The sequence below is a fragment of the Streptomyces sp. NPDC054956 genome, assembly GCF_053609185.1.
Genome location: NZ_JBSGXB010000230.1, coordinates 1 through 12,534 on the forward strand (window position 1 = coordinate 1; position 12,534 = coordinate 12,534).

At 72.7% G+C, this 12,534-nt stretch carries 13 protein-coding genes and 1 pseudogene; 6 read left to right on the plus strand and 8 right to left on the minus strand.

Translation table 11 applies throughout. The features are described 5' to 3' along the window. A partial coding sequence (locus ACWGDE_RS28120) for an MFS transporter (protein ID WP_453391830.1) occupies window positions 1-632 on the plus strand: 632 nt, incomplete at its 5' end. A gap of 27 nt (window positions 633-659) precedes the next feature. On the opposite strand, the gene ACWGDE_RS28125 is transcribed toward ACWGDE_RS28120, so the two are convergent. After that, window positions 660-1,838 (minus strand): low temperature requirement protein A, encoded by a 1,179-nt coding sequence (locus ACWGDE_RS28125; protein WP_453391831.1) that lies wholly within the window; start codon window positions 1,836-1,838, stop codon window positions 660-662. Between the two features lie 154 nt (window positions 1,839-1,992). Here ACWGDE_RS28125 and ACWGDE_RS28130 point away from each other — a divergent pair, with 154 nt between their 5' ends. Further along, the gene (locus tag ACWGDE_RS28130; protein WP_453391832.1) at window positions 1,993-2,244 is read left to right on the plus strand and encodes an EF-hand domain-containing protein; all 252 of its coding nucleotides are present in this window, start codon (window positions 1,993-1,995) and stop codon (window positions 2,242-2,244) included. A gap of 55 nt (window positions 2,245-2,299) precedes the next feature. Here ACWGDE_RS28130 and ACWGDE_RS28135 read toward each other — a convergent pair whose 3' ends face one another. Continuing rightward, on the minus strand, window positions 2,300-3,409 hold the full coding sequence (locus tag ACWGDE_RS28135) for a polyprenyl synthetase family protein (RefSeq protein WP_453391833.1): 1,110 nt from the start codon (window positions 3,407-3,409) through the stop codon (window positions 2,300-2,302). Window positions 3,410-3,505: 96 nt separating this feature from the next. Between ACWGDE_RS28135 and ACWGDE_RS28140 the strand changes: the two genes are divergently transcribed. Genes ACWGDE_RS28140 through ACWGDE_RS28155 form a run of 4 tightly spaced genes read left to right on the plus strand, consistent with a single transcriptional unit; the run spans window position 3,506 to window position 5,791 of the window. Next, entirely contained in the window at window positions 3,506-3,967 is a 462-nt protein-coding gene (locus tag ACWGDE_RS28140; protein ID WP_453391834.1) for a hypothetical protein, read from the plus strand. Further along, the gene (locus ACWGDE_RS28145) at window positions 3,961-4,194 is read left to right on the plus strand and encodes a helix-turn-helix transcriptional regulator (RefSeq protein ID WP_453391835.1); all 234 of its coding nucleotides are present in this window, start codon (window positions 3,961-3,963) and stop codon (window positions 4,192-4,194) included. Before ACWGDE_RS28140 ends, ACWGDE_RS28145 begins: the two co-directional genes overlap by 7 nt. After that, complete coding sequence (locus ACWGDE_RS28150; RefSeq protein WP_453391836.1) at window positions 4,191-5,162, plus strand: NAD(P)-dependent alcohol dehydrogenase; 972 nt, start codon at window positions 4,191-4,193, stop codon at window positions 5,160-5,162. Before ACWGDE_RS28145 ends, ACWGDE_RS28150 begins: the two co-directional genes overlap by 4 nt. A 53-nt stretch (window positions 5,163-5,215) precedes the next feature. Then, a complete protein-coding gene (locus ACWGDE_RS28155) occupies window positions 5,216-5,791 on the plus strand; it encodes a GNAT family N-acetyltransferase (protein ID WP_453391837.1) in 576 nt (191 codons plus the stop codon). A 13-nt stretch (window positions 5,792-5,804) separates the two neighbouring features. Here the strand turns inward: ACWGDE_RS28155 and ACWGDE_RS28160 are convergent. The 6 genes and pseudogenes from ACWGDE_RS28160 to ACWGDE_RS28185 form a co-directional block, all read right to left on the minus strand. Beyond that, a pseudogene (locus tag ACWGDE_RS28160) lies at window positions 5,805-6,620 on the minus strand (VanW family protein); the annotation flags it as partial. A 333-nt stretch (window positions 6,621-6,953) separates the two neighbouring features. After that, complete coding sequence (locus ACWGDE_RS28165) at window positions 6,954-8,201, minus strand: MFS transporter (RefSeq protein WP_453391838.1); 1,248 nt, start codon at window positions 8,199-8,201, stop codon at window positions 6,954-6,956. Beyond that, the gene (locus tag ACWGDE_RS28170; RefSeq protein WP_453391839.1) at window positions 8,198-9,568 is read right to left on the minus strand and encodes a GH1 family beta-glucosidase; all 1,371 of its coding nucleotides are present in this window, start codon (window positions 9,566-9,568) and stop codon (window positions 8,198-8,200) included. Before ACWGDE_RS28170 ends, ACWGDE_RS28165 begins: the two co-directional genes overlap by 4 nt. 167 nt (window positions 9,569-9,735) lie before the next feature. Then, window positions 9,736-10,629: a PaaX family transcriptional regulator gene (locus tag ACWGDE_RS28175; RefSeq protein ID WP_453391840.1), complete on the minus strand. Its 894-nt coding sequence runs from the start codon at window positions 10,627-10,629 to the stop codon at window positions 9,736-9,738. Between the two features lie 65 nt (window positions 10,630-10,694). After that, the gene (locus ACWGDE_RS28180; RefSeq protein ID WP_453391842.1) at window positions 10,695-11,438 is read right to left on the minus strand and encodes a maleate cis-trans isomerase family protein; all 744 of its coding nucleotides are present in this window, start codon (window positions 11,436-11,438) and stop codon (window positions 10,695-10,697) included. A gap of 118 nt (window positions 11,439-11,556) precedes the next feature. Further along, the gene (locus ACWGDE_RS28185; RefSeq protein ID WP_453391841.1) at window positions 11,557-12,510 is read right to left on the minus strand and encodes a fumarylacetoacetate hydrolase family protein; all 954 of its coding nucleotides are present in this window, start codon (window positions 12,508-12,510) and stop codon (window positions 11,557-11,559) included. Window positions 12,511-12,534: the final 24 nt, after the last annotated feature.

Below are 12,534 nucleotides of genomic sequence, written 5' to 3' on the forward strand. Positions count from 1 at the left end.
ACCTCGTCCTGCCGCTGGTCCTCGTCGCCTGCGTGGGCCTGCTGGGCTTCAACTTCCAGCTGGTCCTGCCGCTGCTGGCCAAGACGGTGTTCCACACCGGCTCGGCCTCGTTCGGCATACTGACCACCGCCCTGGCCGCCGGTTCGCTGGCGGCCGCCTTCGTGACCGCCGCCCGCAGCGGCAGGCCCTCGCACCGCCTCGTCCTCGTCTCGGCCGGCGCCTTCGCCGCCGTGGAGACCGCCGCCGGCCTGGTCACCGGCTACGCCGCCGCCCTGACCCTGCTGGCGGCCACCGGATTCGCGGCCGCCTACTTCGCCCAGGCCGCCAACCACCGGATCCAGCTCGGCAGCGACCCGCGCTACCGCGGCCGGGTGATGGCGCTGTACTTCCTCATCTTCCAGGGCTCCACCCCGGTCGGCGCCCTGATCTGCGGCTGGATCGCCGAGCACTGGGGCGTACGGGTCGTCCTCTGGGGCGGCGGCCTCGCCTCGCTGGCGGTGACGGCCGTACTGGTCCTCGTATCCGCCGCCTACCGCCCGGACCGCACCCTCCCGCCCCGCCTCCCGGAACCGGACCAGGACCGCCCGGACCGCCCGGGGGAGGAGCGCAAGACCCGCGCGAGCACGGGCTGAACCGGGGACTGGCGGGCCGGACCCGGGTCAGGCGGTCGCGGCGGTACGGCGGCGGAGGAGTTCGCGGGCGTAGAGCAGGTGGAGGATCGCCTCGGCGGCGAGGAGCAGGACGACCAGCCAGGGGGCCAGGTGGCCCGCGGCCCACAGGACGAGCAGCGGGACCGCGATGCCGGGCACCGCCCAGACGGCGACCGAGGCCGGGGAACGGCCGTAGCGCAGGGCGATGCAGGCGTGGGCGGCGTGGTAGGCGGCCAGCCCGCCGGCCAGGGCCCAGACGGCTCCGGCGGACAGGTGGGCGTGGCCGGCCTCCTCGACCGCCGTGGCCAGTCCGCCGGCCATGGCCAGCACGCTCGCGGTCACGAAGAAGTGCAGGAAGCCCCCGACTTCACGGGCGAGGAGGTAGGACTCCCGGTCGTCCGCGGCCTCGAACACCAGCTCCGCCGAGGTCGCGCCGAAGTCGAAGTACGACCACCACAGCGCGGCGAGGAGGACGAAGCCGAGGACGCCGACGACCCCGGCCCGCACGGTCCACGCGTGGTCCGCGGAGGTCACCAGCGCGATCACGGACTCGCCGAGCACGATGATGACGAACAGTCCGACCCGCTCCACGAGATGGCTGGTGTCGAGCCGGTGCGGGACCCCGCTGCCGCGCGAGGTCAGCAGCAGGATCATCTCGCCGGCGATCAGGACGGCCCACATGACGTACCGCCAGGGCGCGGGCACCGCGGCGGAAGCGATCCACAGCAGGCCCGACGCCAGGCAGTAGGTCAGCGGACGCCAGCGCGGAACGCGCCCCGGGCCGGGCGTCCGGGTGGACGGCCACCACAGCCCGAGCAGCACCAGACGGGTGCCCGCGTAGCCCAGGGCGTACACGGCCCCGCGGTCCGTGTCGGCCTCCGGAACGGCGGCGGCCATGACGGCGAGGCACAACATGGCGCTGAGCATGAGGAGTCGGCGCCGGGGCCCGGTGTCGACGAACAGGTTCGCCGACACCGTGATGTTGATCCACAGCCACCAGGGCGGGAAGTACAGGGCCAGGAACACCGCGAAGTCGCGCGGCCCGGGGTCGCCGTGGAGCTGGTGCGACAACTGGGCGGCCAGGGCCACGAAGACCAGGTCGAAGAAGAGCTCCAGCCAGTCGGCGTGCCGGCCGCCCGGAGGCTGCGCCCGTGCCGGTGAGTCAGCCCCTGCCTGAGGTGTGCCCATGGGTCCGCCCGGGTCCGTGCCGCCGCGCGCGGCCTGCCTCTTCCGTGTGTATGACACCACGCCGTCCCGCCGCCCGCCTCCGGGACGGCGGGTCATAGGCTGTCGGTCCGGCGGACCTCCGCCTCCGGCCGACCCCCGAGGAAAGGACCACGTCATGAGCGAGAAGGCCCGCAAGCTCTTCGACGCACTCGATCTGAACAGCGACGGCGTCCTGACGCGCGCCGAGGTGATCTCGGCCCTGCGGGCGAAGGGTCCCACCCTCGCCGCCGCCGGCGACCTGCCGTTCTGGGGCCTGGGCGACGCGGACGCCTCCTCGGCCCTCTTCGACCGGGCCAACGCGGACGGCGACGACGTACTGACCTTCGAGGAGTTCGAGCGCGAGGTCGACCGCCGCTTCGGCTGGTAGCCGCGAACCGGTCGGGGCGGACCGCCGGCCCGTCCGCTCCGCCCGGCCCGCCCGGCTAGTCCGTCCGTTCCGCCCCGTCCGTACGGTCCAGCCGGTCGATGTGCCACAGCGGCAGCACCCGGAAGAAGTCCACGGCCTCGGCCCGCCAGTACGGGGCCCAGAACGCGGCCTCGGCGGACGCGGCCTCGGCGTACCGGCGGATCCCGTCGCGCAGCAGCCGGTCCGCGCCGCCCTCGCGCGCGATCCGCTGGATCCGGGCGATCGTGGCGTCCGTGCAGCGGGGGTCGCCGAGCGCGGCCTCGACCAGCGCCGCGTCGGCCCCGCCCGCGCAGGCCAGGACCGCGTTGACGGCGTACGTACGGCGCCCGGAACGGATGTCGGCGCCGGTCGACTTGCCGGCCCGGTCGGCCTCGTGGAACAGGTCCACGTAGTCGTCGTACATCTGCTCGGCGATCCCCACCAGGCGGGCGTACCGGTGCAGCCGCTCGCGGTGCGGCGCGGGGTCCTCGCCCGCGGCCAGCAGGCCCATGGTCAACGGGGCCAGGATCGAGTACCGCGCGCTCTTGAACTCGGTGACGGCGTGCAGGAACTCCTCGTCGGGACCGGTGAGGGTGTCCCGCTCCAGGTCCGCGATCTGCCCGACCACGGTCTCGGCCGCCGTCCGCGTCTGGACGGCCAGCAGGGCGTGGCGCAGCTCCGGGGGAACCTCGGCCTCCAGCAGCACCTGCATCGACAGGAACGCGGCGAGGTCCCCCGCGAGCACGGCGAGACCGAGGGCGCCGGGAAGGTCGTCCGGCAGGTCCCGGCGGTAGGCGTAGTACGTCGACGGTCCGCCGCGCCGCACGGGCGCGTCGTCGATGATGTCGTCGTGGACGAGCCCGTGGGTCTGCAGCAGTTCGAGGCTGAGCGCGGCCTCCGCCAGGCCCGGCGGCTCCTCGGTGGTGACCAGCCGGGCCGCCTCGTGGAGCAGGGCCACCCGCAGGCGCTTCCCGCCGCGCGTCGACAGCTCCCGCAACAGCTCCAGGCAGCGCGGCGCGAACCGGCTGGGCAGCGGCAGGTCGATCCGCTCCCCGAGGGTGTCGAAGTACTGCGCGAAGTGGACGTCGAACCGGCGGACGTGTCCGGCTATCCGTTCCAGGGCGAGGGCGGTGGCCTTGTCGTTCATGAAGATCAGTATCGGGCCGCGTCCCGCCCCCCGATCCCGGCCCGTCGGGCATGTAAGAAATCATTGACACGAGGTATGGATGGTTTTACATTCGCCATGTCAAAGTTCTTTTACATGGGAGCGGGCATGGCCTTCGAAGAGAAGCGCGCGTGGATCGTGGGGGTGGTGGCGATCGCCGGGTACGCGGTCTACCTGGCCCTCGTGCTGGGCCGGGCCGGCGACGGCGTCGCCCTCGCGGAGGTCCCGTACGTCGCACCGCTGCTGTGGACCGTCGGGGGAGCCGTCGTGGCCTCGATCCTCCTCAACATCGTGGCGTCGGCGCTCTCGCCCGGCGAGGCCGTCGTCAAGGACCAGCGGGACAAGGAGATCGGCCGCGTGGGCGAGCTCGCGGGGCAGTCCTTCCTCGCCATCGGCGCCATCACCGCGCTGATCCTGTCGATGGCCGGGGCGGACCGCTTCTGGATCTCCAACGCCATCTACCTGGGCTTCGTCCTCTCGGCGGTGCTCGGCTCCATGGTGAAGCTCGCCGCCTACCGCGAGGGGTTCCAGTCGTGGTGAAGCCGACCGGCATCACGAACCGGATCAGGACCCTGCGCTTCGAACACGCGGAGATGACCCAGGCGGACCTGGCGGAACGCATCGGCGTGACCCGCCAGACCGTCATCGCCATCGAGAAGGGCCGCTACTCGCCCTCGCTCGAGACGGCGTTCCGGATCGCCCGCGTCTTCGCCGTACCGCTCGAACAGGTATTCCAGTACTCCGACGAGGAAGGGACGGCGCCGTGAAGGCGATCGTGCAGGACACGTACGGCTCCAGCGAAGTACTGGAGCTCAGGGACGTCGAGACGCCGAAGCCGGGCAGGGGCGAGGTGCTCATAGCCGTCCGGGCCGCCGCCGTGGACGCCGGGGTCTGGCACCTCATGAGCGGCCGGCCGTACCTGCTCCGGCTCATGGGGTACGGACTGCGCGCGCCCAAGGTGGCGGTCCGCGGCCGGGAGGTCTCCGGCCGGGTCGAGGCCGTCGGCGAGGGCGTGAGCGCCTTCCGGGCGGGGGACGAGGTGTTCGGCATCTGCGAGGGCTCCTTCGCCGAGTACGCGACGGCCCGGGCGGACAAGCTCGCGCACAAGCCCGCCGGCCTCCCCCTCGAAGAGGCCGCCGCACTGCCGATCTCGGGGCTCACCGCGCTCCAGGCGCTGCGCGACGCGGGACGCGTACAACCCGGGCAGCGGGTCCTGGTCATCGGCGCCGCGGGCGGGGTCGGCACCTTCGCGGTGCAACTGGCCAAGGCGTACGGCGCCCACGTCACCGGGGTCTGCAGCACCACGAAGACGGAGCTGGTGCGCTCGCTCGGCGCGGACGAGGTCGTCGACTACACGCGTGAGGAGTTCGCCGACGGCGTCCGTCACTACGACCTCGTCCTCGACACCGCCGGCAACCGCACCCTGTCCCACCTCAGGCGCGCGCTGACCCCGCGCGGAACGCTCGTCGTCATCGGCGGCGAGGGCGGCGGCCGCTGGCTCGGCGGAATCGACCGGGTCCTGCGGGCCGCGTTGCTGAACCCGTTCGTGCGCCACGGCCTCAAGGGCTTCATGTCCGCCGAGCGCCGGAGCGACCTCGAGGTCCTGAAACGGCACGTCGAGGACGGGACCCTGACCCCCGCCGTCCAGAGCACCTGCCGGCTCGCCGAGGCCCCCGAAGCCATCGACCGGCTCCACCGGGGCGAGGCGCGCGGAAAGATCCTGATCACGCCCTGAGCGGTTGCGGGGGCCGAGCGGTGCCGTCCCGCACGCCATGACATCGTGGTGCCATGACGACGATCACGGTTCGCCCGGCTTCGGTCTTCGAGGACGTCCGCACCCTGGTCGGCCCGAAGTCGCCCGAGGCCAACGTCTGCTGGTGCCTGAGCTACCGGATCCCGTCCAAGCTCAACAACGAGCTCCGCGGGCCGGCCCGCGGGGAGTACGTCGCCGGGCTGTGCCGTGGCGAGGTCCCTCCGGGGGTGCTCGCCTACGACGGCGACGAGCCGGTCGGCTGGGCCGCCGTGGCCCCGCGCTCGGACACCTCCTTCGCGCGCAGCCGCACGATCCCGCGCGTCGACGACCTGCCGGTCTGGTCGCTGTGGTGCGTCCGGGTCCGCCCCGGTCACCGCAAGAAGGGGATCTCGCACGCACTGATCGCCGGCGCGGTCGAGTTCGCCCGCTCCCACGGGGCGCCGGTGGTCGAGGCCTATCCCCTCGACAACGGTGATGCCAAGGTCGACCTGACGATGGCGTACGCCGGGATCCGGAAGAACTTCGAACGCGCCGGGTTCACCCACGCCGCGGACACGACCTCGGTGCTGGCCGGTCATCCCCGCGTGCTGATGCGGCTCGACCTGCGCTGACGGCGGGGCCGCCTCAGCCGAGGCGGGGGAGGGGCGCGGCGGAGGTGGCGGCGACCGGGCTCTGCGGGGCGCCCTGGGCGCCGGCTGCGGTCGGTGCACCGGGCGCACTCGGCGTCCCGGGAGCGGCCGATGCGCCGGGAGTCGCCGGTGAAGTGGCGCCGGGGGTGGGCGTCGGGGACTCCGGGGCGCAGATGATCTCGTCGCGCGGGGTGTAGTGCGTACGGAACGTCTCGCGGCCGACCTCGTGGCCGCCGCGGACGAAGACGCGGTCCACGGAGACGTCGAACCCTTCCAGCGGGGTCTGCGCCTCGCAGGTGGGGCCGGTGACCGTGCGCCGCTCCGGCGGCGTGATGTGGGTGCGGGGGCTCTTGGCCGCGCGTATCTCGTCGTACTGCTTCGTCCCGAGCAGGGTGACGGTCACCGAGGTGTCGGTGGACGAGGCCCGGACGGTGACGGGGTGGCCGGAGTCGTTCTGCCAGCGCAGGTCGAGGGTGCCCCAGGCGACGGTGGCCTCTCGGCCTTCGGGGTACCGCTCGATGTAGAAGGAATGGGCCCCGTGCTCCACCGGCTTCAGGCCCGCGAAGAACATGGCGTTGTACATGGTCGTCGCGACCGCGGAGACGCCGCCGCCGGGCGATTTCACGTAGCGGCCGTCGTTGATCATGATCCCGTCGACGAAACCGTTCTCCACGGTCCGCTCGCCCACCGCCCGGTTGAAGCTCCAGATCTCGCCCGGCCGCACCACGGCGCCGTTGATCAGCTCGACGGCCCGCGCGATGTTGTGCGTGCGGTAGGGCGCGGACGGGAAGGCGACGGTGAAGGAGGAGAGGATCTTCTGCCCGGTGGCGGCCTCGGCCACGGCGGCCCGGTCGCCCGGGGGCCTGCCCTCGGCTGCCGCGGAACCGGCGGAGAGCCCGCTCAGCCCGAGTACGGCGGCGGCGCCCGCCGACATCAGGGCGATCCGCGTGGTGGCCGTACGGCCGTGGGCGCGTCGCATGTCTCTCCCTGTCGCTCTGGAATCCATCCGGTACCAGCTTGGGCCGAATGTGGCGAAAAGGGGCATAAATGTGCCGGTTCTCACGGTGGAAGCCGGGGAGGGATGACACCGGAGGGTGTCCCGGCGGTCGCACCGGGTGTGGCCGCCGGGCGGGTGGGGCGACGGTTACGGGACCGAGCGGATCCGGCGGACCAGCAGGGAGCCCGCCAGGGCCAGGGCGCCCGCGAGCGCGTACAGGGCCGTGTACCCGCCGAGGTGGGTGACGACCGGGGCCGCGATCACCGGGGCCAGCACCTGCGGCAGCGCGTTGGCGATGTTGATGACGCCCAGGTCCCTGCCCCGGTCCTCCGCGGTCGGCAGCACGTCGGTGAGCAGGGCGAAGTCCACCGCGGTGTACACGCCGAAGCCGAGGCCGAGGACGAGCGAGGCGACGACCGCACCCGTCCACGTCTGCCAGACGGCGAGCAGCAGGGTGGCCGCGGCGATGACCAGCCCCGACCGGATGACGTAGGACTTCCGGCGGCCGCTGCGGTCCGACCGGATGCCGCCGATCACCACCGTGCCGAGCATGGTGAGCGCGTTGAGCGCCGTGAGGACCAGTACGCCGGTGTCCGCGTCGCCCTCGTAGCGCACGGCGTCGGTGAGGTAGTAGAGCAGGTACATCGTGCTGATGGAGTACGAGAGGTTCATCAGGAACCGGGTGAGCCAGGCCCAGCCGAAGTCGGGATGGCGCCGCGGGTCGATCCAGAAGCCGCCGAGGAAGGTCCGCCACCGGAAGGCCGGCCGGTCGGCGGGGGCGAGTACCGAGTCGCGCCGCATCAGTACGTACGGGACGGCCGCCACCACCGTGAAGACCGCGCAGGCCAGGTAGCCGCCGCCGATCCCGCCCGCGACGGTGGCCAGCGCCGTGCCGACCAGGATGCCCAGGACCTGGGAGACGCCCAGCCAGCCGCCGACCAGACCGCGCCGCCGGACCGGCACCTGGTCGGGGACGGCCGCGGTCAGCGCGGCGAAGGCCGCGTTGAGGGCGAGCTGGACAAGGCACCAGCCGGCGATCACGACCGTGACGCTCTGCGCCAGGGCAAGGACCACCAGACCGGCCGCCCCGCCCGCGACTCCGGCCACCACCCAGGGGATGCGGCGGCCCGCGCGTGCCGTCGTACGGTCGGACAGTGCCCCGAAGACGGGGTTGGCGACCATCGAGACGGCCGCTCCCACCCCCGTCACCACGGCGAGGGTGGCCGCCTTGTGGTCGGGGGTGAGGTGCTCGGCCTGGCGCGCCAGGAGCAGTTGGAGCGGGCCGAACCAGCCCACCCAGACCCCGAGGTTGGCGAGGGACAGCGCGCTCACCCACCGCCCTCCGGGCGCGGCGGCGGCCTCCGCGGTGTCCGCGGTCTCCGGCCCGGCGGTCATCTGCCGCTCTTGATCAGGTCGCGGTACCAGGCGTACGACTCCTTGGGCGTCCGGGCGAGGGTCTCGTAGTCGACGTGGACGAGCCCGAACCGCTGCCGGTAGCCCTCCGCCCACTCGAAGTTGTCGAGGATCGACCAGATGAAGTAGCCGCGTACGTCGGCCCCTTCGGCCATCGCCCGGTGCAGGGCGCGCACGTGGCCCTCGTGGTAGGCGATCCGGCGCGCGTCCTCGATCCGGCCCGTGCCCGGATCGGGCCCGTCGCCGTACGAGCAGCCGTTCTCCGTGATGTACAGGGGCGGCAGCCGGTCGCCGTAGCGCTCGCGCAGGGTGCCGAGGAGTTCGCGCAGTCCGTCCGGGACCACCGGCCAGTCGAAGTCGGTGCGTTCGTACCCCTCGATCTCCCGGATGGCGAAGGGGAGTCCGGAGGGGATCTCGATCCCGCCGAACACGGATCCGTCGCCGGCCGGAGCCGGGGCGCCGACGAGCATCGGGTTGTAGTAGTTGACCCCGTACCAGTCCAGCGGGGCCGAGATCGTCTTGAGGTCCTCCGCCACCGGTCCGGGCAGCAGCGCGTCCAGCCCGTCCGGGTAGGCACCGGTCAGGATCGGGTCGGCGAAGAGGCGGTTGGTGAGCGTGTCGTACAACTCGGCGGCGGCGCGGTCCTCTTCGCTCTCCGAGGCGGCCCAGACGGGGCTGTGCGAGGCGGCTATGCCGATCTGTCGCGCACCCGCCGCGCGCAGGGCCTGTACGCCCAACCCGTGGGCCAGGAGCTGGTGGTGGGCGGCGGGCAGGGCGTCGAACACGAGCTCCTTGCCGGGGGCGTGCTCGCCGAGGCCGTATCCCAGGAGGGTGACCTCGGCGGGCTCGTTGATGGTGATCCACATGGGCACGCGGTCGGCGAGCCGTTCCGCGACCACCGAGGCGTACGCCGCGAACCGTTCGGCGGTGTCGCGCTCCAGCCAGCCGCCCCGCTCCTCCAGCGCGAGCGGGGTGTCCCAGTGGAAGAGGGTGGGCGCCGGGGTGATGCCCGCGGCGCAGAGCTCGTCGACGAGCCGGTCGTAGAAGTCCAGCCCCGCCCGGTTGACGGGACCCCGGCCGTCGGGCACGACCCGGGACCAGGAGACCGAGAACCGGTAGGCGTCGACCCCGAGTCCGCCCATCAGCGCCACGTCCTCGCGGTAGCGGCGGTAGTGGTCGGTGGCCACCTCCGCGTGCGAGCCGTCCTTGACGCGCCCCTGCTCCCTGGTGAAGGCGTCCCAGGAGGAGGGGCCCCTGCCGTCGGCCGTGGGGGAGCCCTCGATCTGGAAGGCGGAGGCGGAGACTCCCCACAGGAAGCCGGCCGGGAACTGGGGTACGGGCGCTGTCATGCGGACTCGCTTCGGTCGGGGCGGCGGCGTGCTGTTCACGGCACTTTCGGGTCCCCGGACCCGCGCTGTCAATGGAAAGTGAACAATCCTCAACTTTTGTCGGGCGTGACCGTCCCCGGCCGACCGGTCTCCGCCCCGCCCCGGCCCCGTTTCGCTCCCGCCTCAGTTCACCGGGTCGAGCCCGTGCTCCCGGCCGTGTCCCCGGCCGTGTCCCCGGCCGCGCCCCCGTCCCCGCTCCCGACGGCACCTGTCACGTCCCGCACGTGCCGCAGGCCCGGACCCGCGAGCACCTCGTGCAGCTGCTGGAAGACCTGCCGGGCGCCCACGGCGTTCCAGTCCGCGGGGAGCAGTTCGGCGGGGAGGCCGGGGTCGAGGTAGGGCAGCCGGCGCCACTCGGTGAGCATCGGCACGTAGTGGCGGAAGGCCTCGGCGGCGTCGATGCCGTCCTGCCCGGCCAGCCGCGCGGCGACCGGTGCGTACGCGCTGGTGAAGGTGGCGTACTGGGCCTGGATCGCGGGGAAGTCCCACCAGGAGCTCACGGCCTCGGGCAGATCGCTGAACGCCGCGTAGTCGGCGGCGGCGAACAGGTGGACGTACTCGCTGAGTCCGAGCCGGACCAGCATGTCGCGCGCGTCCTCCAGGAGCCGGCCCGGCGCCAGCCACACGCCGGGGGCGATGTTGCCGAAGCCGAGCCAGGTCAGCCTGGTGCGCAGCTGGTAGCGGTGGGAGCGCTCGGACTCCGGTACGGAGAAGACCGCCATGGCCCAGCCGTCCGCCAGGTCCGCCGGTTCGAGGCTGGCGAAGATGCGCCGGTCACCGGCGTCGAAGACGGGATGGACGGCCGGGCTGAGCCGGTACCCGGTGGCTCCGCGGCGTTCCGGTTCGAGAACGCCCTTCTTCTTGAGCCGGGAGATCGCGGAGCGCACGGCCTGGCTCTCCACGCCGAGCTCCGACATGAGCGTGATCAGGTCGGCGACGGAGATCCATCCACCGCTTCCGCGTACGAAAGCCCCGTAGACCGTACTGATCAACGAGCTGGGCCTGAGGGGGCTGTCCGACATGATCACCTTCCCGTGGAGTGCGGTGGTGATCCTATCGAGCGTCGAAGCGGCCGGGCCGCCCGCGGTCACTCCCCGCCCGGCGCCCCCTGAACCAGGGGCGCCTCGGCGTACGCGCCCGAGAGGAGGTGGCCGGCACCGGGGGCCACGGCGGGCAGGTCGAGGGCGCGCAGCATCTGGTGGGCGGTGCAGACGGCCGCGGAGACGACCGGCTTGCCCAGCAGCTGCTCGGCTTCCTCGATGGCGCCGAGCGAGGGCATCTGCACGCAGGCCGACAGGACCACCGCGTCCGCGTCCGCGTAGTCCAGGGCGCGGGCCAGGCCCGGCAGCCGCGCCGGGTCGTGGGCGGCCACGTCGAGGTTGTTCGGGATCTCCAGGGCCTGGTAGTCGAGGACCTCGATGCCCTCGTGGGTGAGGTAGTCGACGACGGTCTTCGTCAGCGGGCGCATGTACGGGGCCAGCAGGGCCACCTTCTTGGCGCCCATGGTGTGCAGGCCGTGGACCAGGGCCCCGGCGCTGGTGACCACGGGCGCGGGGGCGCCGTTCTCCACGGTACGGGTGTGCAGGCGCTCCTCGGAGGCGCGGTGGTAGCCGAGGCCCATGCTCATGATGGCCACCAGGCAGGCGTATCCGAGTACGTCGACCCGGGCGTCGGAGAGTTCCACGGCGCAGCGGTCGGAGTCGGCGTCCATCGCCTTGAGCTGCTCCGGGGTCACGTGCGTCATGCGCATGCGGCTGGAGTGGAAGGTGAACCGATCGTCGGGCGCGATCTCCATGCGGGCGCGCAGGATCGCGGGGACCTCGGTCTCCATGGTGACGTTGGAACTCGGCACGATCTGGCCGATGCGGTAGGTGCGGGGCGGCACGGGTACTCCTCGGTTGTCTGGTGGGGACCGGCGGGGGATCGGGGGCAGCGGGAGCCGCGGGGGATCAGCGGGCGTCGACGACGGGGTTGGCGAGGGTGCCGATGATCTCGACGGTGGCCTCGACGGTGTCGCCGGGCACGAGGAACTCCGGCGGGACCATGCCGGCGCCCACGCCAGAGGGGGAGCCGGTCGCGATGACGTCGCCGGGCTCCAGGGTCACGCCGGAGCTGATGTCGGCGATGAGCCGGGCGATCGGGAAGAGCATGTGGCGGGTGTTGGACTTCTGCTTGGTGACCCCGTTCACGCGCAGTTCGAGGTCCAGGTCCATCGGGTCCGGGACCTCGTCGGCGGTGACCACGGCCGGGCCGAACGGGGCGTAGGAGTCCTGGCCCTTGGAGAAGAACCACTGGCCGGAGCGGCGCTGGTCGCGGGCGCTGATGTCGTTGACGACGCTGTAGCCGAAGATGTGGCCGTATGCCTCCTCCTCGGTCACCCGGAAGGCGGTGGTCCCGATGACGACGGCGAGCTCGCACTCCCAGTCCAGCTGGGTGGTCAGGTCGGCGTTGTGCAGGATCGGCGCTCCCAGTCCGGTGACGGCGGTGGCCGGCTTGCTGAAGAGCACCGGACGCGGGGGCAGGTCCTTGTCGGTGTCCAGGCTCCGGCTGGACTCCTCGACGTGCTCCACGTAGTTCAGGCCCACCCCGATGATCTTGCCGGGGCGCAGCGGGGCGCGCAGGGTGACGTCCTCCAGCCGGTGGACGGCCCCGGCGGGCAGGTCCGCCGGGTCGCCGTCCAGCAGACGGGCGGCGGTCTCGCGGGCGGCGTCGCCGGCCCGGACGAACGAGAGCAGGTCACCGGGCAGTTCTACGCCCGTGTGCGCGGCGAGGGCCGCGAGGTCGTAGACCAGGCCGTCCACCTGGGCTCCCAGGCGGTCTGCGGTGCCGGCGCCGGCGCCGGTGGCGGTGGTGGTGTCTGCTGTGTCGGTCGTTCCGGCGGTCGTGTACGTCACCAGTCGCATCGGTGGCTCCTAGGGGAGAGGGGG